This is a genomic window from Promicromonospora noduliphila (genome assembly GCF_056951025.1).
Genome location: NZ_CM167806.1, coordinates 2,128,852 through 2,152,338 on the forward strand (window position 1 = coordinate 2,128,852; position 23,487 = coordinate 2,152,338).

Sequence of the window (23,487 nt, forward strand, 5' to 3'; positions counted from 1 at the left end):
GTCAGGCTCTCCGGGCTTCCGCGCTGCGGCTACCCGACCTCGTACTCCCGGAGACGCGCGGGCTCCTCGGCGGCGTCCGCCACGGCGACCGCGGCCCGGACGAACGCCGCCACCGCGGCGGACCGCGCGCTCTGCGGCCAGGCGACCACGAGCCGGAACGGGTTGAGGTCCTGGACCTCGCGGTAGACGATCTCGGGCCGTGGATGGCGGCGCGCGAGCGACACGGGTACGAAGATCGTCACGTCGCCGAGGCCGATGAGGTTGAAGATCTGCGCCAGGTCGAGCCGGGGCGGCGGGGTGTCGCGGTCGCGCACGAGGATGCCGCCGGTGCGGGCGGGGGTTCCGTCGGGGAGGTGCTTGCCGTCCAGGTCGGCCAGGGACAGGGTGGGGCGCTCGGCCAGCGGGTCGCCCGCAGGCAGGGCCACCAGGCGCGGCTCGGTCAGGAGGAGCTCCTTGTCGAGCCCCGCGTCGTCGAACGGTTCGGGCAGGAGCGCGACGTCGGCCAGGCCGGCGCGGACGGCGGGCGCCTGCTCGCCGCGGCCGCCGAGCACGAGGTCGACGGGGACGGCGGCCGTGTCACGCTGGTAGGCGTCGACGATCCGGGGCAGCAGCCCCGCGTCGTAGTCGGCCTTGAGCGCCACGCGGAGCGTGGCGGTGGCCTGGCCGGCGTGCTGGGCGCGGCGTGCGGCGGCGGCGATCTGGTCGAGGGCGGGCTGCGCGTCGCGGAGCAGCACGTCGCCGGCCGGTGTCAGGGCGACGTGGTGGGTGCTGCGCTCGAACAGGGAGACCCCGAGCTGCCGTTCCAGGTCGCGGATCGCCCGGGAGAGCGGGGGCTGTGTCATGCCGAGACGCTGCGCCGCCCGGCCGAAGTTGAGCTCCTCGGCGACGGCCACGAAGTATCTGAGCTGACGTGCGTCCAGATCGGCCATACCCGCACGGTATCAGCGGCGTCCGAAGTGGACCTTCAGTCCACGGCGCGGTGCGGGTTGACTGGCCGGCATGGCCGATGAGGAACCGCAGCAACCCCATTCGATCTCCCGGCGCACCGTGCTCAAGGCGGGGGCCGCCGCGACGACGGCGGTGGCCGTGCCGGTGGGCGTGACGAGCGCGCTCGCCGTCCGCGGGCCGGAGCGCCTCGGCCCCGGGGTCGCGCCGGTGTCGCTCGTGGTGAACGACGTCGTGCACGACCTCGCGGTGGAACCGCGCGTGACCCTGCTGGACGCCCTGCGGGAGCAGCTCGGGCTGACCGGCACCAAGAAGGGCTGCGACCGCGGGGAGTGCGGCGCGTGCACGGTGCTCGTCGAGGGCCGGCGGGTCAAGTCCTGCCTCACGCTCGCGGTGATGCAGGACGGGCGCCGCGTGACCACGGTGGAGGGACTCGCCGACGGTGACGAGCTGCATCCCGTGCAGCGTGCCTTCGTGGAGCAGGACGGCCTGCAGTGCGGGTACTGCACACCGGGCCAGATCATGTCGGCCGTGGCGTGCATCGACGAGGGGCACGCCGGGTCGGACGACGAGGTCCGCGAGTGGATGAGCGGCAACCTGTGCCGGTGCAGCTGCTACCCGAACATCGTGGCCGCCGTGCGCCAGGCCGCCGAGGAGATGGCTTGATGGACACCTTCACGTACGTCCGGGTGCACGACGCCGCCGACGCCGTCCGCCAGGGATCCGCGCCCGGTGCGCGGTACATCGCCGGCGGGACCGACCTGCTGAACCTGATGCGGGACGGCGTGCAGGAGCATGCGCAGCTCGTCGACATCAACGGGCTGCCGGACGACGGCGTCGAGCGGACCGGCCACGGCACGATCCGGGTGGGCGCGCAGGTCAGGATGAGCGACGTCGCCGTTCACCCGGAGGTGCGGGACCGGCTGCCTGTGCTGTCGGAGGCGCTCCTGGCCGCCGCGTCGCCGCAGGTGCGGAACATGGCCTCGGTCGGCGGCAACCTGCTGCAGCGCACCAGGTGCTGGTACTTCCGCGACGCCGCGATGCCGTGCAACAAGCGGGAGCCGGGCAGCGGATGCTCCGCCCTGGCGGGGCAGAACCGGTGGCACGCGATCCTCGGCGGCAGCGACCGGTGCATAGCGGTGCACCCGTCCGACCTCGCCGTCGCCCTGACCGCGCTGGAGGCGCGGGTGCACACGCTGACCCGGAACGGGCCGCGCCGGATCCCGATGAGTGAGTTCTACCGTCTCCCGGGGAGCACGCCGGAACGGGAGACCGCGCTCGCGCCGGGTGAGCTGATCACCGGCGTGGAGGTGCCTCTGTCCGCCCGGCCGGCGACCTCGCGCTACCTCAAGCTGCGCGACCGGGCCTCGTTCGAGTTCGCGGTGGTCTCGGTCGCCGCGGTCGTGGAGGTCCGGGGCGGCCTGGTGCGCCGGGTGCGGCTCGCGTTCGGCGGCGTGGCACCCCGGCCGTGGCGGGATCCCGACGTCGAGGCGGCGCTCGTGGGCCGGCCGCTGACGGCGGCGACCGTCGCTGAGGCCGGCCGGGTCCTGGTCCGCGGCGCCGTGCCGCGCGAGCAGAACGCGTTCAAGGTGGACCTCGTCCAGCGCGCGCTGGCCCAGGCCCTGCTCACGCGGGGAGGCGGGCGATGAGCGAGCTCACCCTCGGCATGCGGGTCCCGCGCGTGGACGGCGTCGCGAAGGTCACCGGCGCCGCGCGGTACGCGGCGGACGCCGACGTCGACGGCGCGGCCTACGCGGTCATGACGCCGAGCACCATCGCCAGAGGGCGCGTCGCCGCCGTCGACACGCGGGCCGCCGCAGCGGCGCCGGGCGTGCTCGCCGTGCTCACCCACGAGAACATGTCCCGCCTGAACCCCTTCGACGACACGGTGATGTACCTCAAGCGGTACGTGCCGCTGCAGGACGACCGGATCAGGCACGCCGGGCAGCCGGTGGCGCTGGTGGTCGCCGACAGCCTGGAGCGGGCCCGGCACGCCGCCCGGCTGGTCCGCGTCCGGTACGTGGAGCGCCCGCCACGCGTGGTCCTGGCCGACGGCCTGAACGAGGGCTACGTGCCGCCGCCCGGCATCAACGGCGAGTACGAGTACGTGCGGGGTGAGCCCGACGCGGCGCTCGCGGCGGCGGACGCGCGGGTCGACCTCACCTGCACGACGCCCCTGACCCAGGGGAACCCGATGGAGCCGCCGGCCACCGTCGCCGTCTGGTCGGGCGACGCGGGCGAAGCGGGCGACGAGCTGACGGTCTACGAGTCGACCCAGGGTGTCGCCAACAGCCAGAACGCCCTGGCGCAGGCGTTCGGCCTACCGCTCGCGAACGTGCGGATCCTGACGCCGCACGTCGGCGGCGGGTTCGGCGTGAAGGGTCCGGTCTGGCCGCATACGCTGCTCGCGGTGGCCGCGGCGCGCGAGGCCGGGCGCCCGGTGAAGCTCGTCCTCACGCGCGCCGACACCTACACGGCCAACGGGCACCGCGCCGAGACCCACCAGCGGATCAGGCTCGGCGCCACGCGCGACGGGCGGCTCACCGCCATCGACCACGTGATCGCCGAGCAGGTGTCCACGACCGAGGAGGACATCTACAACAGCCCGGCGCCCAGCCGCGTGCTGTACGCGTGCCCCAACGTGCGCACGGCGCAGCGCGCCGTCCGGCTCGACCTGCCGACGGGCACCTGGGTGCGGTCGCCCGAGTCGGTGGTCGGCCATGCGCTGGAGTCGGCGATCGACGAGCTGAGCTACCGGGTGGGCCTGGACCCGCTCGAGCTGCGCCTGCGCAACTGGACCGGCCGCGACCAGGAGCGCGGGGTGCCGTACGGCAGCAACCACCTGCGGGAGTGCTACGTGCGCGGCGCCGAGCTCTTCGGCTGGTCGCGGCGCCCCGCCCGCCCGGCGACCGAGCGCGCGCCCGACGGCGATCTGGTCGGCTGGGGGATGGCGGCGGCCTCGCACGTCACGGGCGGGCTCCCCGGCTCGGCGTCGAGCGTGACCGTGCGCCCGGACGGCACCGCCGACATCCGGTGCGGCACCGTGGAGATGGGCACCGGCACGTACACGGTGATGACCCAGATCGGTGCCGACACGCTCGGGCTGCCGCTCGACGCCGTCCGGTTCGACCTCGGCGACTCCCAGCACCCGGAGGCCGTCATCTCCTCGGTGTCGACCACCGTGCCCAGCTCCGGCGCGAGCGTCGCCCGGTCCAGCGCCGCGGCGCGCGACCAGATCATCGCGCTCGCGGTCGCCCAGGAAGGCGGCCCGCTGTTCGGCCGCTCGCCCGACGAGATCAGCGTGGGCGGCGGGTACCTGTTCGTCACCGACGAGCCGCAGCGCCGGGTGCGGCACCGCACGGTGCTGCTCCGGCACGGCCGCCCGGTCACGGCCACCACCGAACCCGTCGACGCACCGCAGGGCTACTCCGTCGGCGCCGTCTTCGCCGAGGTCAGGGTGTCGCCGCGGACCGGTCGGGTCCGGGTCGCCCGGCTTGCCGGAGTCTTCGACCCCGGCCGCGTGCTCAACCGGCACACCGCGCGCAGCCAGGCCGTCGGCGGCGCGATCTGGGGCATCGGCATCGCCCTCACCGAGCACACGCTCGTGGACCAGCACCTGGGCCGGGTCGTCACGCCGAACCTGTCCGGCTACCTGCTCCCGGTCAACGCCGACGTGCCCGACATCGACGTCGAGTTCATCGACCGCCCTGACCCGGCATTCCCGCCGCTGGGCGCCCGCGGCTTCGGCGAGACGCCGTCCACCGGGTTCAGCGCCGCCATCGGGAACGCCGTCCACCACGCCGTCGGACACCGCATCCTGGACCTGCCGATCACGCAGGACAAGGTGCTCGCCGCCCTCGCCCGGCGGGAGGCCGACCGTGCTGGCTGAGGTCTGGCCCTTCGTGGACGAGCAGCGCCGGGCCGGCCGGCGGGTGGTACTTGCCCGCCTCGTCGGCCGGGACGGCCCCGGGTCGCGACCGCTCGGCGCCACCATGGCGGTCGCCGACGACGGCACCTGGCGGGGCTCGCTCTCGGGCGGCTGCGTGGAAGGTCTGGTGGTGGAGACGGCGCGAACGGTGCTCGACGGCGGCGCCCCGCACGTCACCGCCGTCCTGCCGGGCGACGAGCTCATGCCCTGGGAGGAGGCGCCGGCCTGCGCCGGTGAGCTGCGCGTGCTGGTCGCGCCGGCGCCGCCCGAGCCCGTGCACGCCGCGATCACCACGGCGCTGCGAAGGAACCAGCCGCTCGCGGTGCGGGTCGCCCTGGAGCCGCCCTACCGCTGGTCGGTCGGGCCCGCCGCCGGCCGGATCGTCGGCGGCGGAGAAGCGTTCGTCGAGGAGCTGCCGCGGCGGCGCCGGCTCGTCCTGGTCGGCGCGACGGACCTCGCGGCGACCGTCGCGACGCTGGCCGCACCGCTGCGCCGCGAGGTCGTCGTGGTCGATCCCCGGCCCGGCCACGTGGCCTCCGGCGGATTCCCCGGCACGGCGCGGGTGGTGCGCGCCTGGCCCGACGAGTGGTTCGCCGGCCACCCGCCCGAGCCGACCGACTCGGTGGTGGCGCTGAGCCACGACCCGCGCATCGACGACCGGGCCGTGACGGCGGCGCTCGCCGGCGGGGTGGGGCACGTCGCCGTGCTGGGCAGCCGCGCGACGCACGCGCAACGGCTGCGCCGGCTCGCGGGCACCCCGGGGCTCGACCGTGTGACCGGTCCGGCCGGGCTCGACCTCGGCGGCTCGTCGCTCGCCGAGACCGCCCTCTCGATCCTCGCCGAGATGATCGCCGTCGAGCACGGGCGAGCCGGCGGACGGCTGCGCGACGGCACGGGCGGCATCCGCGCCGAGCCCGACCACGCGTCCGTGCCTGCGCCGGCGCCCGAACCCGTCCACACGTAACCGTCTGCCGGCCCGCCCGGTTTGTCCTGATGGGGGCGATCATGTTGACCAGCTGCGCGAGGTTCGCGGTACAGGGCCCTGATCCTGGTCCGCCCGTCCGCTGGTGGGCCCGCCGCATGACATCGCGATCCTGGAGGGCGGGTGTCGGCGGGGCTTCGAGATCAGCGTTGCGACGACTCGGCCAGGTCGGTGAGTGCGTCAAGCGTTCCAGGCATCTCTTCGTCGAGGATCAGGCCGCTGATCAGGCCGACCGGGATCGCTGAGGGGCCCCTCATGGTGATCTGGAAGGTCACCGTGCGTTGCGTCGGTGATGTGTTCGACACCGTGTGCTCCCAGTCCATGTTCGTGGCCAAGGGCATATGGAACCGGTCGACGTATCGATGGGGTTCGTCGACGGCGATGACGGTGAACTGACGTGCGGGCTGACCCTCGAGCTGGACAGTGCCTGTAGCGCCCTCGGCGAAGTCGCCGTCGATGGAGATGCTCTCGAGTCCGGCGTCCCAGCGGTGCCGGCCATCGACGTCGGCCCAGAGCGGCCAGATCTCCTCTGCGGTCGCGGTGGTGGTCGTGGTGTAGGTCCCGACCGTCATGCCCGCGACGGAACCCCACACGGCAACGGCAGCGACTGCTAGGCCCAGGAGCCCGACCGCACTCGCGGCGATCCGGGCGATGGGGCGCTTGTTCTTGGTGGCGGTTTGCACGAACGTACAATACGTTCGTGCAACACGATCGCGCAACCCTCGTTAGGCTTTCGCCGTGGGAAATCGCGAAGCACTCCTGAAAGCCGCCCGCGAGTCGGTCGTCGAGGTCGGCTTGGCAGGTAGCTCGGCCCGCGTGGTTGCCTCCCGGGCGGGGGTCAGCACGGCGGCGATCGGCTACCACTTTGGCACCACGCAGCGGCTGGTGACCCTCGCCGTGCTCGACGGAATGCGTGCATGGGCTGAGCACATGACCCGACTGGTGGACACGGCTGCACGCTCGGGCAGTCGTGCGGCGGTATGGGATGCCCTCATCGAGTCGTTCGCCGGCCACGAAGGAGCCCTGGCGGCTTCGTACGAACTACTCTCACCCGCAGCCCAGCCGGAGGTGCGCAAAGAGCTGGCCGCCCAGGTCGACGCCGCTGGCCAGTTCCTCGCCAGGGCCCTCGGCGCGGAGGACGCTGCCGCGCGATCCGCCTACGCCCTGCTGAACGGGTTGATCACGCTCTGGCTCATCGACCCGTCGTTGGTGCCGCGCGGGTCGGCTCTCGTCGCATCTCTCCCGGCCCTCGCCTGAGCCATGTTGGGATCGGGCCGCCGGCGGCCCGTCGTTCGGCGTGGCTCACGCAGCCCTTCGCCGGCGGGTCGGCAGTAAGGAGCGGACGCCGTTGACATGCCGGGAGCGCAGGCCGAGTGGGGTCAGTGCCGACTCGGAGCGCCTGCGGAGATGGGCCAGCGGGCGTGTCACTGAGGTCGGCTCTGTCAGAGGTGGTCGTAATCCTCGATCCTGCGGCGGTAGAAGTCCTGCGCGCCTTGCTTGCTCATGCTGAGGGTCGCGCCGATCTCTTCCCAGGTCGAGCCGTTGTGACGGGCATCGCGAATGGTGAACCAGCGTTGGCTGGCCAGCAGGGAGACGAGCGCCGTGTTGGCGGCCAGCGCATCGAGTGCGTCGACCTCGGGCAGCTCGTCGAGCGCGTGCCGCACGCCGGTCGCATCTGTGCTCGTGTCGAGCATCGCAGGGCCGTTTGGCGAGAACTGGGACTTCTGACCTCGCCCCGGGCGACCTCTTGTCGGCTGCCCGTCGCCCTTAGCCGCTGATCAGCCGCGGTTGATGTCCGCCGTCGCGCCATTTGATCAATCCAAAATCATAAGTATCCGGATGTGTTTCAGAGGATGAAAAATTGAGCCCGGGCTTTGAGTGAACTCTCGCATCGCGTCGGCGACCATGGGCTGGTTCCTTGCATCAGGCAATCAATGTCGATTGAAAGGAAGCCCGATGTACCCACAACCATCACCCACCGACGTGGGCGTCCGCGTGTCTGGTCGTCGACGCGGATCGAGGCTACGAACCGGCGTCGGCGTCCTGGCGGCGCTTTCGGTGGTGGCGTGGGGCGTCGGGCCGGCGGCGGGCCCGGCCGCCGCTGAGGGCATGTCGCTGGAGGATCGCGCCGCCGCCGCGGCGGCCGCGGCTCCTCCGGAGCCGGAGTCCGACGGCGGCCTGTTGTCGACGATCGCGGACTGGCTCGACGGCAACGACCTCGATCCCGCGCCCGACGACGTCGCGCTCCCCCCGCTCGACTTGTCGCCACGGGGGCCGGTGGTAGCGACCGCCGAGGAGGTAGCTGCGGACCCGGCGACAGCGGTGTCCGTGTCCGGCATGCCCACGCGGTTGCGGGTCGGGGAGTCGGTGACCGTCGACGCGACCGTCGAGAACACCAGCGGGAGAACGTGGCCGGCTCAGGCTGTCCACCTGGTCTCGTCGTGGGAAACGCCCTCGGGCGACGTCGTGCAGAACGCCGAGACGGCGCTGCCCCAAGACCTTGCCCCGGGCGAGAGCGTCAGTGTCGAGGTCACGGTGACGGCGCCGGGTGATCTCGGCGGCAGTGCGCGCGCGGACGCCACTGTGGCCTGGAGCATGGTCCGCGGGGCGGCGAGGTCCGGCGCCTCGCTGGCCGATGGACCGGTGCACACGGTCACCGTCGAGGACTCGACCTCTGACCAGCTAGGCCTGGAGCAGTTCTACACCTACGCCGGAAAGAACACCGGCGCCGGCTCGACAGTCATGAACAACGTCGCGGCGGGCAACGCCGTGTGGTCCTACGACGCGTTCACCAACCCAGGCCGTGGGCTGAGCTCCTTCGCGCGCTTCGCCTACAACAGCCTTGATACGAGCGACACCGTACTGGGGCAGGGCTGGTCGGCTCAGATGTCCGGGCCGATCCGGCTGGGCGCGCCTTTGGACTTCCACCCCAGCTGGCACCCGACCAAGATCCTGCTGCCCGACGGCGACGGCACCACGCACGTGTTCCGGCTCAACAAGAAGACCGGCGAGTGGGCCGCTCCGGCCGGTGTGAACTACCGGCTGTCGGCCAAGGAGGGCGTGCACTGCAAGCCGCACGCCGAGGTCCCGGATGCGTGGACGATGCTGCGCCCTGACGGGACGCGGTTCTTGTTCGGGTGCGACGGCTACCTGACCACCGCGGTCGACCTGAATGGCAACCAGCAGACGTTCACCTATGCCGAGCGCCACTCGATCCTCCAGCCGCGCAAGTTCCTGAAGTCCATCACCGACCCGGCCGGCCGCACCGTCCTGACCGTGGAGTACTGGGAGAAGAAACAGGACGGCTACACGTACGTCGATGACGACGGTGAACTCGTCGAGGACGACGACAAGCTGCACAACCCCAAGATCTACGACCACGTCCGTTCCGTCACCGATGTCTCCGGCCGCACCATCGAGATGTACTACACGAAGAAGGGCCTGCTGGGCCGGATGATCGACGGTGCCGGCGCCACTGACGGCGACGGCGAATCGATCGCCAAGCACTTCCGGTTCGCCTACGAGGCCCGGGGGTGGTGGGGCAACAAGAACAAGCTCGTCACGATCACCGACCCACGCGGGAACGACACCGAGCTGTCGTACTTCGACCCGAAGGAGGGCCACGGCCCGAAGAATCACGGGTACACCCGGACGATCACCGACCGCATCGGTGGGGTGACCCAGTTTGACTACGAGCGGAACACGGACAACGACGACTGGACCGACTCCACCGTCACCGACGCCGAGGGCAACACGACCAGCTACGTGTCGGACGACTTCCTGCGCCCGAGGCAGGTGACGAATGCCGCCGGCGAGACGGTCACGCTCACGTGGGACGGCGACAACAACGTACGGACCCTCACCGAGGCCAACGGTGCGGTCGCGGCCTACTGCTACGACCCCAGGACCGGGTATCCGATCTGGCAGCGCGACGCCGTGCAGAACGAGGAGCACGGCGGCGCCCCCAGCCCGTCCGAGTGCGCACCCGGCATGACGGCAGACGAGGCACCGGAAGGCGCTTCCGTGTATGAGTACGCGACCCGGGGCGACGGCTACGCGGCAGACATCTTCCGCAAGACCAGCCCCGCCGGGCGGATGTCGCAGTTCACCTACGACGACGTCGGGAACCTGCTGACCGTCACGGACGGCAAGGGCATCGCGACCGAGGATCCGGACGACTACACGACGTCGTACACCTACGACCAGTACGGGCAGCTCGCGACCGCTACTGACGCGAACGGCAACACCACCACGTACCAGAGCTTCACCCCGGTCGGATACCCCGAGGTCACGATCGACCCGCTGGGCAACGAGAGCCGCGTGGAGTTCGACGTCCGCGGGAACGTCCTTGAGTCGACCGACGCGCTCGGCGGTACGACGACGCAGGACTACGACGTCTTCGGCCGGCCCCTGGTCGGAACCGTCGAGAAGGACGACGACGAGGACATCACCACCCCTGCGCCCGTGTGGGACCCGAACGACAACGTCATCGAGGCAACCGCACCGGACGGCACGGTCTCCAGCGCCACCTACGACGCGGCGGACCAGCTGGTGGAGGCGCACGGGCCCGACCTGGACGACGAGACTCCTCGGGTCACGGCGTACACCTACGACGGCGTGGGCAACGTCCTGACCAGGACGGAGCCGCGCGGCACCCTGACCGACGACCCGGACGACTTCACCACGACCTATACGTACGACGAGCTCTACCAGCAGGTCGCGGTGGCGAACGCGGAGGGCGACCGCGCGGAGTACGAGTACGACGAGGTCGGGAACGTGGTCGAGGTCCGCGACCCCAAGAAGGTCGCCTCCGAGGACCCGGACGACTTCACGTCGAGGATGACCTACGACCTCGACCACCGGGAGCTGTCCAGCACGGACGCGGTCGGCAGTACGACGTCCCGGGTCTACGACGCGGACGGGCTCGTCACGAGCACGACCGACCCGGACGGAAACGTGTCCCACACGGTCTACGACGAGCGTGCCCTGCAGGTCGAGACCAAGGTGCCGCACGCCGTCGTCGACGGTGAGACCGTCTACCGGACCACCACCTACGAGTACGACGAGGTCGGCAACGCGACGAAGGTGACGTCGCCGCGCGGCGTCGAGACAGCAGACCCCGACGACTTCGCCGTCCGCACCGAGTACGACCCGCTCAACCGGCCCGTGCGGCAGTACCAGCCGTACGACCCGGACGACGACCGTCACAACGACCCGAACGTATACACGGAGACCACCTACGACGCCCTCGGCCGGGCCACGGCCACGTCCGCACCACCGTCCGAGGGCCAGGACGTCCGCAACACCACGACGCAGGAGTACTTCGCCAACGGCTGGCTCAAGGCATCGGTAGACCCGTGGGGAATCCGGACAACCTACGACTACAACGACCTCGGGCAGCAGACGGCGCGGACCCTGACCAGCGCCGACGGGTCGACCAACCGGACCATGACCTGGTCGTTCTACCCGGACGGCAACAGGAAGTCCATGTCGGACGACGGTGTCCCCGTCGGCTCGAACGTCGCCGTGACCGACAACTCGGACAACCAGTCCGTCGAGACGACAGGAGCCTGGCCGACGGCCACCAGGAATGGCGAGCGAGGATACGACCACCAGACCCACGCCCGGACCGACGGACCGTCGCCTGACCAGTTCACGTGGAACCTCGACGTGCCGGCCGACGGCACCTACCAGGTGTCCGTGTCTTACCCCGAAGTGACGGGTGCCGCGACCGACGCCTCCTTCACGCTGGAGCGCGGCGACGGCCCGCCCGAGACGTACACGGTCGACCAGACCGAAGGCGGTGGCGCCTGGCGCGAGCTGGGCGAGGTCGAGCTCACGGCCAACGAACCCGTCTCCATCACGCTGGCACCGTCCACCACCGGTGTGGTCGTCGCCGACAGCGTCAGGCTCGTGCGGGACAACAGCCAGGACGAGGACACCGAGCAAAAGACGTTCACCTACGAGTACGACGTCAACGGGAACCTCGAAAGAATCGAAGACCGGTCCGCCGGCGCGGCCGTAGACGAGTACGCAGTCACCTACGACTCACTGAACCAGGTCTCAGCGGTCACAGAACTGGCTGACGGCCAGGAGATCGCCGCGACGTCGTACACGTACGACGAGCTCGGCCAGCCGCTGACCGTCGCACACCCCGACCAGCGGTCAGAGTTCACCTACGACGACCCGCGCAACCTCGTCACCGAGGTATCGATCGACGACCTGAACGACGACACCGGCGCCAAGGCCACCACGTACGAGTACACCAACCGCGGCGAGGTCCAGACCGAGACCAAGGACAACGGCAACGTCGTCCGCAACGCCTACTACCTCGACGGAGCCCTGCGGTCCACGACCGAGCGCAAGCCGGACGAGACCCTCGTCGCGTCGCACGAGTACACCTACGACTCCAACGGCCACAAGCTGCGTGACGTCGCGTCCAAGATGAACGCCGACGACCACGACCAGTACCTCGAGACGACGACCGAGTACTCGTACAGCCCCACCGACCGCCTCTCCACGGCCACCAAGACAGGCCACGGAGCCGGCACGGAAACCTACGTCCACGACGACAACGCGAACGTCATCAGCCAGACCGTCGACGGCACGACGACGACGTACAACTACGACCGCAACCGCCTCCTGTCCTCGTCCGTGGGTGGCACGACCGCCAGCTACAACTACGACTCCTTCGGCCGGCAGGCCAGTTCCGTCGCCGGTGGGCAAGTCGTGTCCCGGACCTCCTACGACGGCTTCGACCACGTCATCAAGGCCGAGAACCTGGGCGACTCCGGTTCTCTCGAGGCGACCACCTACACCTTCGACCCCCTGGACCGCACGGCCACCAAGACGGCTGACGGCGAGACCACCCGGTACAGCTACCTCGGGCTCTCGTCCGATGTGCTGGCCGAGGAGGTGGCGGGTGAGCTGACCAAGTCGTTCCAGTACTCACCATGGGGACAGCGGCTCTCCCAGATCACCCACAGGGCCGACCCGGGGCAGGACATCGAGGCGGGCGAGACCGCCTACTACGGCTACAACGCCCACACCGACGTCGAGACGCTCACCGACGAGAGCGGCGACACGAGGGCGACGTACGGGTACACCGCGTACGGGTCCGACGACGACGACGAGTTCACCGGGATCGACAAGCCCGACCCGGGCAACCCGCTGGAGGAAGAGCCGTACAACGCCTACCGGTACAACTCCAAGCGCTGGGACGGCGCGAGCCAGACCTACGACATGGGCTTCCGCGACTACAACCCGGGGCTCAACAGGTTCACGACCCGCGACATGTACAACGGGGCGCTGGCCGATATGGGCCTGGGCGCCGATCCGTACACCGGCAACCGGTACGCGTTCACCGGCGGGAACCCGATCTCCGGGATCGAGCTCGACGGCCACTTCCCGATCGCCATCCCGATCGCCATCGGTATTGGTGAGCTGATCGCCGCGGCCGCCGCCGCCACCGTTGTCGCGCTGGTAGCGGTACACGAGGACGAGATCCAGGAGGCGGTCGACAACGGGATCCTCGCTCTCGAAGGGGGAGTGGACGCGCTCAACGACTGGCTCAACCAGGAGGAAGACGCACCGGAACCAGAGTTCCGCCCGGGACACCGGATTCCTCGTGGAACCGACGACGATCCCAAACGATGCGAAGGCTCCTTCGCGGATCGGGTCCAGTACGGCGCACTCGACACGGCCAACGGCAACCGGTCGACCACCATGAGCGCCTGCCTCATCCCCGACGACCTCAGCCGCACCGGTGAGCGCCCGAAGACGGACCCGGCCGGCTACGCCGCCACCAGGAGCTGGCTGCAGGGCAAGGGCGTGAACACGGATGTCGAGCTGAACAGGTGCCACCTCCTGGGCCAGCGGTTCGGCGGTTCGGGCGACGCCGAGAACCTCGCCACCTGCCTGCGCGGAGCGAACGCCCCGCGCACCGGATCCGACCAGGGCGCCAACAACATGCGTGTACACGAGGACAAAGTGGAGGGCATGCTGGACAGGGGCTACCACGTCCACTACACGGTGGAGCCGGTCTACGATGGCTCGCACACCGTGCCGACCGCGTTCTACATCAGCGCCTACGCGTTCGACGGCGAAGGCGTGCTCCAAGACATGCTGACCGCAAAGGTCGAGAACTCGTACCAGGGGCAGTACCCAGGGCACAGGTACTGACACCGCCGGAAGGAGTGGTCACGTGTCCGAGCTCAACCGTCTCCGTGAGGTCATGTCGGCCGAGCAGACCGAGGGGGACACCTTCGACTGGTCAGCCGTGGAGGCCGAGCTCGGCACGCGGCTGCCATCCGACTACAAGGAGTTCATGTCGCTCTACGGCACCGGCTCAGTCGGGACGGAAGGGCTGACAGTCCTGCCCCCGACGGCGCCGGAGGGTTACCCCTACGGCCCAGGCGAGATGGCCGACGAGACAGTGAACCTCCGGGAGATGTGGAACTACCGGCGGGACAAACAGCCCGTCATCCAGGGACTCGACGCCGCAGAGCAGCTCCTGGCCTGGGGTGTCGGCCACAGCGATCCTGACCTGTACGGCTGGATCATGACCTCAGCCGAGCCGGACGAGTGGCCGGTCCTGGTGTGGCGACGAGGCAGGAGGCCGGACTTCGTCAGCTTCGACATGGGCATGGTCGAGTTCCTCCGCCGCCTGACGGTCGGGGACCTGCCGGAGAGCACCGCGAGCAACGACTTCGTCTGGGGCAAGCGAAAGCCGTTCATCGGATGGCGAGCGAAACTGGCCTGAGGATGACTGCGGAAATCCGCGGGTCCCGCTGCTCGACGGGCTTGCGCTATCCCTGCTCATCAAGGAGCGCGAGGTGGCGCTTCCGGAGGCAAAGGACACGCTGCGCGAGGTCATCAGCGCTGTCATCGTGGTCGATCACACGGCGGGGTCTTGATAAGGGCACGGCACCGGCGCAGTGGGGCGAAGGCTTCTGGCAAGGCTGCAGTAGCGATTGCTCCGTCCGCTACCGGGTCCGGTCTCGCCAGAAACTCACCACTTGAAGGGCCGAGAATCGACGAGATTCCCCGAAACTCTGCGGTAGGGTGCGAGTCGCAAGCGAACGCCCGATTCCGGGATGTCCCGAGGTCAGCGGTGTTTCTCCGAGAGTTGTCGAGGTCTCCCGCCGAGCCCCGTGTGCGAGTACCGCATGCAGGGGGCCGGTTTCGAATCCCTTCAGCCACACCCCCAGCTCCACCGATTGAGATGAGGCGGGGCATCTTTGACGATGCCCCGCCTCATCTCATGTCTGCGGGAGTCCGGTCAGCGCCGTTCCGGCCCTGACACGCTCGCTGCCTCGTCGAGGCCGGCTTGGTGCGCCGCGTCGGGGGCGTCCACCTCGGGATCCCCGGAGCTCCGCGTGGCGTAGAGGCTGGTCATGGTGACGACGGCGAGGACGCCGACGATGACGCCGAGCGACAGGAGCGTCGGGATCTCCGGGACGCTCGTCCAGATGCCGTGGGCCCAGTGCAGCACGAGCTTGACGCCGATGAAGGCCAGGATCGTCGCGAGCCCGTACCCGAGGTGCACCAGCTTGCTCAGGGCACCCTGGAGGACGAAGTACAGGGCGCGCAGGCCGAGCAGTGCGAAGGCGTTGGTCGCGAACACGAGGTACGGGTCGCTCGTGATGCCGTAGACGGCGGGGACCGAGTCGACAGCGAAGACGATGTCGGTGGCGAAGATGGCGACCACCACGAGGGCCAGCGGGGTGAGCACGCGTCGCCCGTTCTCCCGGACCGAGAACCGGGGACCGCGGTAGTCCTCGGTGACGGGCATGAAGCGGCGGATCAGCCGGACGGAGCGCATCTGCGAGACGTCGACGTCGTGGGCGCCCTTGAACTGGTCGAGGAGGATCTTGACCGCCGTCGCGAGGAGGATCGCGCCGAAGAGCAGGAACGCCCAGCTGAGGTTGGCTAGGACCGCCGCGCCGAGCGCGATGAAGATGCCGCGGAGCACCAGCGCACCGACGATGCCGAGCAGCAGCACCCGCTGCTGCAGCGCCGCAGGTACGGCGAAGGCGGTGAGCAGGAGCATGAACACGAACAGGTTGTCGACCGACAACGACTTCTCGACGAGGTACCCGGTGAGGTACTGCACGCCGGTGTCCGAGCCGTAGGTGGCCCAGATCCACCCGCCGAAGGCGAGCGGGAGGGCGATGTAGAAGGCGCTCCAGCCCAGGGCTTCCCGCATGGACACTTCGTGCGGGCGTCTGGTGAGGAGGAAGTCGACGGCGATCAGCGCCAGGACGGCGACGATGGTCACGGCCCACAGGGTGGGGGTGGCGACAGAGGCCAGGGCAGAGGCAGGGCTTGTGGCGGTGGTGAGCAAGGAGTCTCCGTAGTAGATGGCTCCGAGGTCTCCTTCGCCTTGCGTAGCAAGGCCGTCACCCGAGGTCGCTGGTGCGCCGTAATGACCGAGTGATGTTTGGGAAGTACTCCCCCCGCGCGCCGGAGTCTACGACACCTTGTGCGCGGGAGCACAAGCGTCGGCGTGTCCCGGGTAGGCGTTCCTCCAGGCGTCGAGCCACACGACCACCTGGTCCAAGGAGCGGCCGAGGTCGGTGAGGGAGTACTCGACGCGGGGCGGCACCTCGGCGTCGACGATGCGCACGACGATGCCGTCGGCCTCTCGGTGAGACGTTCACCGACCCGCGTTGGAACGGGTGGGAGGAAAGAGGTCGCGGCGCTGCGAGCCGACCAGGGGCTGTCCCTGTACCCACCGCCGTGCACGGTCGAGGGCCGCGACCTGGGTGCGGTCTCCCGAGCGCCCGTGCCGATCACCGAGCTTCTGGGCTACTACCCGGACGTGGCACGCGCGACCGAGGCGCGCTCGCGCTTAGCAGCGGACGAGCTGTGAGCGGAGTCAGTCGGGCTTCGTCATCCCGGAGGTGTCCGTCCTGCGTCATCGAGCTGGCGCGTGCTTATGCGGCGCAGGGGCCGGTTTGTGCTCACATGTGCGCGCGGCCGTGGTATCCGTCTGCCATCTCCTGTGCATCGCCTGCATCGCGGAGGCGGGGAATACGCGCCTCACCTCCACGGCTGATAGGACTGCTCCACGGCAGGTGACAGTTCACCGCGCGTGATTCGACACGCTCGGGTCCGTCGCGCCGAGGTCTGCGTTGGGCTCCGCGTTCGCACTTCGCGCCGTGCGGGGGCTGGAAGCCGGGCCTGCCGCCGGGGCCTGCGGCGCTCGGCAAACCACCAGGTCACGAGGCGTTTCGACGGTGTCGAAGCAGGTCAGAGCCAATTTCGTGCACTGCACGCTTTGACCACGCGCTGGAGCGCCTTCGCTGCATGTTTACTGCACGAATTGATACGCTGAGGTACGTCCAGCGGCGTCTGGATGCGGCCCCGAGGCAACCCCGCCTGCGGTGCTGAACAGCCAGAATGCCGTCAGCCAGGGCAGGCACAGAGCACTCCGGAAGTCACACGGAGAAGTACTTCGCCTCCGGGTGATGGAACACAAAGGCGTCGGTGGACTGCTCCGGATGGAGCTGCAGCTCCTCCGACAGCGTCACCCCCACCCGCTCCGGCCGCAGCAGCTCCACCACCTTGCGCCGGTCCTCCATGTCCGGGCACGCCGGGTACCCCAGCGAGAACCGCGCCCCGCGGTACTCCAGCTTGAACATGCCCTCGACGTCGGCGGGCTCCTCTGAGGCGAACCCCAGCTCCGCCCGCACCCGCGCATGCCAGAACTCGGCCAGCGCCTCGGTGAGCTGCACCGACAGCCCGTGCAGCTCCATGTACTCCCGGTACTTGTCCGCCTCGAACAGCCGAGCCGTGTGCGCGGACACCGAGTCCCCGACGGTCACGAGCTGCACCGGCAGCACGTCGAACCGCCCGGTCTCCTCGACCCACTCCCGCGGCCGCACGAAGTCGGCCAGGCACAGGTGCCGGTCGCGCCGCTGCCGGGGGAAGTGGAACCGCAGCCGTTCCGTCCCCACGGCGCCGCCCGACCCGCCGTCGGGCGCCCCGGTCCCGGCCAGCTCGCCGTGGTGGGCCACCACCACGGAGTCACCCTCCGACCAGACCGGGAAGTACCCGTACACCACCGTCGGGTCCATGATCTGGTCCGTCCGGATCCGCTCCAGCCACTCCGCGAGCCGCGGCCGCCCCTCGGTCTCGACGAGCTCCTCGTACGAGGCTCCGGCCGGACCGGCCCCCGAGGCCCGCCCCGGCTTGAGCCCCCACTGCCCCATGAACGTCGCCCGCTCGTCCAGGAACGCCGCGTACTCCGAGAGCTGCACGCCCTTCACGATCCGCGTCCCCCAGAACGGCGGCTCCGGCACAGGGTTGTCCGTAGCAACATCAGATCGCGCCGGCAGGTCCTCCGGCGCCGTCCGCGTCACGGTCACCACCCCATGCCGCCGCTTCCGCAGCGCCGGCAGCCCGACGTCGTCCGGCGCGGCCCCGCGCGCGATCCGCACCAGCGGCTCCATGAGTCGCAGCCCCTCGAACGCGTCCTTCGCGTATCGCACGACGCCGGGGAAGGCAGAGGCGAGATCGTCCTCGACGTAGGTCCGCGTCAGTGCGGCCCCGCCCAGCAGCACCGGCCACCGCTTCTCGTACCCGCGCGAGGCCAGCTCCTCCAGGTTCTCCTTCATCACCACCGTCGACTTCACCAGCAGCCCGGACATGCCGATCACGTCGGCGTCGTGCTCGACCGCGGCGTCGATCATGGCGCTCACCGGCTGCTTGATGCCGATGTTCACCACCGTGTAGCCGTTGTTCGTCAGGATGATGTCCACGAGGTTCTTGCCGATGTCGTGCACGTCGCCGCGCACGGTGGCCAGCACGATCGTGCCCTTGGACCCCGAGCCCTCGACGCGTTCCATGTGCGGCTCCAGCAGCGCGACGGCGGCCTTCATCACCTCCGCCGACTGCAGCACGAACGGGAGCTGCATCTCGCCGCGCCCGAACAGGTCGCCCACCACCTTCATGCCCTCCAGCAGGTGGTCGTTGACGATGTCCAGCGCCTTCATCCCGGCGCCGAGCGCCTCCTCGATGTCCGGCTCCAGGCCCTTGCGCGCGCCGTCGACGATGCGCCGCGCGAGCCGCTCGCCCACGGGCAGCGCCAGCAGCTCCGCGGCGCGTGCGTCCCGGATCGCCCCGGCGTCCACGCCCTCGAACAGGTCCAGCAGCTTCGAGAGCGGGTCGTACGTCAGGTTCCCGTCGGCGTCCCACTCGCGCCGGTCCCACACCAGGTCCAGCGCCGTCTCCCGCTGCTCGGCCGGGATCGAGGCCAGCGGCAGGATCTTCGCCGCGTGCACGATCGCCGAGTCCAGCCCCGCCTCGACCGCCTCGTGCAGGAACACCGAGTTCAGCACTGCGCGCGCCGCCGGGTTGAGCCCGAACGACACGTTCGAGACGCCCAGCGTGGTGTGCACGCCGGGGTAGCGCCGCGTGATCTCGCGGATCGCCTCGATGGTCTCGATCGCGTCGCGCCGCGTCTCCTCCTGGCCCGTCGCGATGGGGAACGTGAGCGCGTCGACGATGATGTCGTCCACCCGCATGCCCCAGTCGCCCACCAGCGTGTCGATCAGCCGGGAGGCGATCGCCACCTTGCCCGACGCCGTCCGCGCCTGCCCCTCCTCGTCGATCGTCAGCGCGACGACGGCGGCGCCGTGCTCCACGACCGCCGGCATGATCCGGGCGAACCGCGAGGTGGGCCCGTCGCCGTCCTCGAAGTTCACGGAGTTCACGACGCCGCGCCCGCCCAGCAGCTCCAGGCCCGCCCGGATCACGGCGGGCTCGGTGGAGTCGATCACCAGGGGCAGCGTCGAGGCCGACGCGAGCCGCGACACCACCTCGCGCACGTCCGCCACGCCGTCGCGCCCCACATAGTCCACGCACACGTCCAGCAGGTGCGCGCCGTCGCGCGTCTGGGCGCGGGCGATGTCCACGACGTCGTCCCAGCGGCCCTCCAGCATCGCCTCCCGGAACGCCTTGGAGCCGTTGGCGTTGGTGCGCTCGCCGATGGCCAGGAAGCTCGTCTCCTGCCGCAGGTCCGTCGCCGAGTACAGCGAGGCGACGGCGTTCTCGCGCACCGGCTCCCGCTCCGCCACCGGTACGCCGCGCACGGCCTCGACGACCAGCCGCAGGTGCTCCGGCGTCGTGCCGCAGCAGCCGCCCACCAGGCCGAGGCCGAACTCGCGCGCGAACTGCGTGTGCGCCGCCGCGAGCTCCTCCGGGGTCAGGGGATAGGTGGCGCCGTGCGGCCCGAGCACTGGCAGGCCCGCGTTCGGCATGCACGTCACCGGGATCTCCGCGTGCTGCGACAGGTGCCGCAGATGCTCGCTCATCTGGTCCGGACCCGTGGCGCAGTTCATGCCGATCGCGTCGATGCCCAGCGCCTGCAGTGCGACCAGCGCCGCGCCGATCTCCGAGCCCATCAGCATGGTCCCGGTGGTCTCCACGGTCACCGACACGATGATCGCCACCCGCTGCCCGACGTCGGCCATCGCGTCCCGGCAGCCCGTCACCGCGGCCTTGGCCTGGAGCAGGTCCTGGCTGGTCTCGATGAGCAGCGCGTCCGCGCCGCCCTCGATCAGGCCGGCCGCCTGCTCGGCGAACGTCTCTCGCAGGTGTGTGTAGGTGGTGTGGCCCAGGGAGGGCAGCTTGGTGCCCGGCCCCATCGAGCCCAGCACCCAGCGCGGCTGGTCGGGCGTCGCGAAGGCGTCCGCCCGCTCGCGGGCCAGGGCCGCACCCGCGCGGGACAGCTCGCGGATCCGGTCGTCGATGCCGTAGTCCGACAGGTTCGACCAGTTGGCCCCGAACGTGTTCGACTCGATCGCGTCCACGCCCACGGCCAGGAACGCGTCGTGCACGCCCGCGATGATGTCCGGGCGTGAGACCGTCAGGATCTCGTTGCACCCCTCAAGGCCCTGGTAGTCGTCGAGGGTCGGGTTGGCCGCCTGGATCATGGTGCCCATGGCGCCGTCGGCCACGACCACGCGCGTGCGCATGGCCGCCAGCAGGGCTGCGGAACGGTCGCCCAGCGCGGGCAGGGCGGCGGGGGGTGGTGTCACCTCGGCAGCGTAAGCCTTGGGCCGCCGACGGCGCGGCGCGTGCCCGCCGGTCGGTACCGGGCCGTCTCTGGGGCGCCCACCGCGGACGGGCCCGCCGTCGGTGAAGGAGCGCGGACCGGGCCCCGCCGTCGGCGAAGGAGTAGATATCGTCTCCGCATGACGACGCGCGACTACCTCACCGCCCTGTTCTCCCTGGAGGGCCGCACCGCCGTGGTGACCGGCGGCAGCTCGGGCATCGGGCGAGGGATCGCCGAGGCGCTGGCGCAGGCCGGGGCGCGCACGGTGCTCGTGGCGCGCGGCGCCGAGCGGCTCGCCGAGGTCGCCCGCGCTCTGCGGGAGCGGGGCTGCGCTGTCGAGACCGTGGTCGCGGACCTCTCCTCCCGCGCGGGCATCCACGCCGCCGCCGACGGCATCGTCGCCGCGGCGGGGGAGCCCGACATCCTCGTCAACAGCGCCGGCATCAACCTGCGCCCGCACCTGGACCAGCTCTCCGAGGACGTCTGGGACGCCACGATGACCGTCAACCTGGAGGCGCCGTTCCTGCTCGGGCAGCGGTTCGGGCCCGGCATGGCGGAGCGCGGTTTCGGCCGGCTCATCCACATCTCGTCGCAGCAGGCGCACCGGGCGTTCGTCGACAGCGGCGCCTACGGCGTCTCCAAGGGCGGCCTCGAGTCCCTCGCCCGCTCCCAGTCCGAGGCCTGGTCCGCGCGCGGCGTCACCGCCAACACGCTTGTGCCCGGCTTCGTCCTGACGCCCCTCAACCAGCGCCTCCAGGACGACGCCGACCGCGTCGCGGCGCTCGCCGCCCGCACCACCGTCGGCCGCAACGGCGTGCCCGAGGACTTCGCGGGCGCCGCCGTCTTCCTCGCCGGCCCGTCCGCGGCCTACGTCACGGGCCACTCGCTGTTCGTCGACGGCGGCTTCTCGGTCCACTGATCTCTGGGCGCGCACTCAAGCCGCGATCGGAGCTGGTGGGTGGCGCGAGTTCGGTCGGTTGCCCTGCTCCGGTTCGTGACTTCGGTCCGTTGCCTCGAGATCGGTCAATCAACCGACCGAAGTCGAGGCAACCGACCGAACTCGCATGGGGGGCACGCGCAACCGACCGAAGTCGCACAGGCTCCGCGGGCAGGTGCCACCGGCCGCCACACCGCGCAGTAGGCTCGCCGCCGTGGATGTCGACTTCCCTGGCCTGGGCACGCTCGTCAACGTCGCGACGATCGTCGTGGGGTCGCTCCTCGGGATGGCCGTGGGGCACCGGCTGCCCCAGCGCACGCACGCCGTGGTGACCGACATCCTCGGCCTCGTGACCCTGCTGGTCGCCGCGCTGTCCGCCGTCGCAGTGACCGACGCCGCCTTCGTCGCGGCGACCGGATCCGGCGCCCCCGTGCTGATCGTCCTCGGCTCCCTGCTGATCGGCGGCATCGCCGGCTCGCTGCTGCGGATCGAGTCGCGCCTGGAGGGGCTGGCCGGCGTGATCCAGAGCTGGCTGGCCAAGCGCACCGCGGGCACGCGCGCCGGGCGGCGTCGCGGGCTGATCGACGCGACCGAGACCGGGCAGGACCACGCGGCGCGCGAGCGCTTCATCGAGGGGTGGCTCACCGCGTCGCTGCTGTTCTGCGTCGGGCCGCTGACCATCCTCGGGTCGCTGTCCGACGGCCTGGGCCGCGGCATCGACCAGCTCCTGCTGAAGTCCGTCCTGGACGGGTTCGCGGCGCTGGCGTTCGCGTCGTCGTTCGGGGTCGGGGTGCTGCTGTCCGCGGTGTCGGTGGCTGTGGTGCAGGGCCTGCTGACGCTGGCAGGGGTGCTGCTCGGTTCGGTGCTGCCGGACGCGCATATCTCCGCGCTGACGGCGACGGGCGGCCTGCTGCTGGTGGGCATCGGCCTGCGGCTGCTGAACATCAAGCAGATCCCGGTGGGCGATCTGCTGCCGGCGCTCCTGGTCGCGCCGCTGCTGACCCAGCTCGTGATCGCGCTCCGCTGAGCTAGGTTCCGGCGCCGTCCGCCCGTAGGCCCCCGAACGCCAGATCGAGCAGGCGCTCGGCCTGGTCCGCGCGCCGAGCGCCGCGGATCACCCAGGCGATGCCGGCGGCGATGTCGAACAGCTCCTGCGACGTGACGTCGCCGCGCACCTCGCCGGCGTCCTGCGCGCGGGTGAGGAGACGGCCGGAGATCTCGGTCATCGACGCGCAGGTGACGCCGAGGGCCGAACCCGTGTTCTGGGCGGCCTCTGTCACGCTGCCCGGCAGCCCCTCGTAGGTACTGACCTGCGCGATCACGGCCAGAAGCCACGTGTGCAGGGCCGCTGACGCCGGCTCGGCGGTGAGCAGCTCCTCGCCGTGGGCGTAGGTCGCCGCCATGTTGTCCGCCAGCGACGCGGCGATGAGGTCGTCGCGCGTGGGGAAGTGCCGGTACAGGGTGGCGGAGCCGACGCCGGCACTCCGGGCGATGTCGTCGATCGAGGCGGTGACGCCGTCGCGGGCGAACGCCTGCCGCGCGGCGCGGACGATGGCGTCCCGGTTGCGCTGGGCGTCGGCGCGCAGCGGTCGCGAGGCATCGGTTGTCGTCACGAGACCCATTCTGTGCCACCT

General features: G+C 70.7%; 16 protein-coding genes. 9 read left to right on the top strand and 7 right to left on the bottom strand.

From position 1 onward, the window contains the following. Positions 1-29: 29 nt before the first annotated feature. Entirely contained in the window at positions 30-929 is a 900-nt protein-coding gene (locus tag AC0QU1_RS09330; protein WP_483576115.1) for a LysR family transcriptional regulator, read from the bottom strand. Positions 930-999: 70 nt separating this feature from the next. On the opposite strand from AC0QU1_RS09330, the gene AC0QU1_RS09335 reads away from it, so the two are divergent. The 4 genes from AC0QU1_RS09335 to AC0QU1_RS09350 are packed head-to-tail and all read left to right on the top strand — an operon-like array spanning position 1,000 to position 5,837. Continuing rightward, complete coding sequence (locus tag AC0QU1_RS09335) at positions 1,000-1,611, top strand: (2Fe-2S)-binding protein (protein ID WP_483576116.1); 612 nt, start codon at positions 1,000-1,002, stop codon at positions 1,609-1,611. Further along, positions 1,611-2,594, top strand: coding sequence for an FAD binding domain-containing protein (locus AC0QU1_RS09340; protein ID WP_483576117.1), 984 nt, complete (start codon positions 1,611-1,613; stop codon positions 2,592-2,594). Before AC0QU1_RS09335 ends, AC0QU1_RS09340 begins: the two co-directional genes overlap by 1 nt. Further along, positions 2,591-4,834, top strand: a complete 2,244-nt coding sequence (locus tag AC0QU1_RS09345) for a xanthine dehydrogenase family protein molybdopterin-binding subunit (protein WP_483576118.1) — start codon at positions 2,591-2,593, stop codon at positions 4,832-4,834. Before AC0QU1_RS09340 ends, AC0QU1_RS09345 begins: the two co-directional genes overlap by 4 nt. After that, entirely contained in the window at positions 4,824-5,837 is a 1,014-nt protein-coding gene (locus AC0QU1_RS09350) for an XdhC family protein (protein WP_483576119.1), read from the top strand. The genes AC0QU1_RS09345 and AC0QU1_RS09350 overlap by 11 nt, the downstream gene beginning before the upstream one ends. 161 nt (positions 5,838-5,998) lie before the next feature. On the opposite strand, the gene AC0QU1_RS09355 is transcribed toward AC0QU1_RS09350, so the two are convergent. Then, positions 5,999-6,538 carry an SRPBCC family protein gene (locus tag AC0QU1_RS09355; RefSeq protein WP_483576120.1) on the bottom strand — a complete coding sequence of 180 codons (540 nt, stop codon included), beginning with the start codon at positions 6,536-6,538 and terminating at the stop codon, positions 5,999-6,001. Between the two features lie 55 nt (positions 6,539-6,593). On the opposite strand from AC0QU1_RS09355, the gene AC0QU1_RS09360 reads away from it, so the two are divergent. Further along, positions 6,594-7,112 carry a TetR/AcrR family transcriptional regulator gene (locus tag AC0QU1_RS09360; RefSeq protein WP_483576121.1) on the top strand — a complete coding sequence of 173 codons (519 nt, stop codon included), beginning with the start codon at positions 6,594-6,596 and terminating at the stop codon, positions 7,110-7,112. A 185-nt stretch (positions 7,113-7,297) separates the two neighbouring features. Here the strand turns inward: AC0QU1_RS09360 and AC0QU1_RS09365 are convergent, their stop codons facing one another. Continuing rightward, positions 7,298-7,549 carry a hypothetical protein gene (locus AC0QU1_RS09365; protein ID WP_483576122.1) on the bottom strand — a complete coding sequence of 84 codons (252 nt, stop codon included), beginning with the start codon at positions 7,547-7,549 and terminating at the stop codon, positions 7,298-7,300. A 415-nt stretch (positions 7,550-7,964) separates the two neighbouring features. On the opposite strand from AC0QU1_RS09365, the gene AC0QU1_RS09370 reads away from it, so the two are divergent. Both AC0QU1_RS09370 and AC0QU1_RS09375 read left to right on the top strand, forming a co-directional pair. Further along, entirely contained in the window at positions 7,965-14,036 is a 6,072-nt protein-coding gene (locus AC0QU1_RS09370; RefSeq protein ID WP_483576123.1) for a golvesin C-terminal-like domain-containing protein, read from the top strand. 22 nt (positions 14,037-14,058) lie between these two features. After that, positions 14,059-14,616: an SMI1/KNR4 family protein gene (locus AC0QU1_RS09375; protein ID WP_483576124.1), complete on the top strand. Its 558-nt coding sequence runs from the start codon at positions 14,059-14,061 to the stop codon at positions 14,614-14,616. Between the two features lie 519 nt (positions 14,617-15,135). Here AC0QU1_RS09375 and AC0QU1_RS09380 read toward each other — a convergent pair. From AC0QU1_RS09380 to metH, 3 genes are all read right to left on the bottom strand, one after another. Beyond that, on the bottom strand, positions 15,136-16,143 hold the full coding sequence (locus AC0QU1_RS09380) for a TerC family protein (protein ID WP_483616543.1): 1,008 nt from the start codon (positions 16,141-16,143) through the stop codon (positions 15,136-15,138). Positions 16,144-16,326: 183 nt separating this feature from the next. Next, positions 16,327-16,482 (bottom strand): winged helix-turn-helix transcriptional regulator, encoded by a 156-nt coding sequence (locus AC0QU1_RS09385; RefSeq protein WP_483576126.1) that lies wholly within the window; start codon positions 16,480-16,482, stop codon positions 16,327-16,329. Between the two features lie 814 nt (positions 16,483-17,296). Next, complete coding sequence (metH, locus tag AC0QU1_RS09390) at positions 17,297-20,836, bottom strand: methionine synthase (RefSeq protein WP_483576655.1); 3,540 nt, start codon at positions 20,834-20,836, stop codon at positions 17,297-17,299. Between the two features lie 219 nt (positions 20,837-21,055). On the opposite strand from metH, the gene AC0QU1_RS09395 reads away from it, so the two are divergent. Further along, the gene (locus tag AC0QU1_RS09395; protein WP_483576127.1) at positions 21,056-21,835 is read left to right on the top strand and encodes an SDR family NAD(P)-dependent oxidoreductase; all 780 of its coding nucleotides are present in this window, start codon (positions 21,056-21,058) and stop codon (positions 21,833-21,835) included. Between the two features lie 232 nt (positions 21,836-22,067). After that, positions 22,068-22,880, top strand: a complete 813-nt coding sequence (locus tag AC0QU1_RS09400) for a DUF554 domain-containing protein (protein WP_483576128.1) — start codon at positions 22,068-22,070, stop codon at positions 22,878-22,880. A gap of 1 nt (position 22,881) precedes the next feature. On the opposite strand, the gene AC0QU1_RS09405 is transcribed toward AC0QU1_RS09400, so the two are convergent. Further along, a complete protein-coding gene (locus AC0QU1_RS09405) occupies positions 22,882-23,466 on the bottom strand; it encodes a TetR/AcrR family transcriptional regulator (protein WP_483576129.1) in 585 nt (194 codons plus the stop codon). Positions 23,467-23,487: the final 21 nt, after the last annotated feature.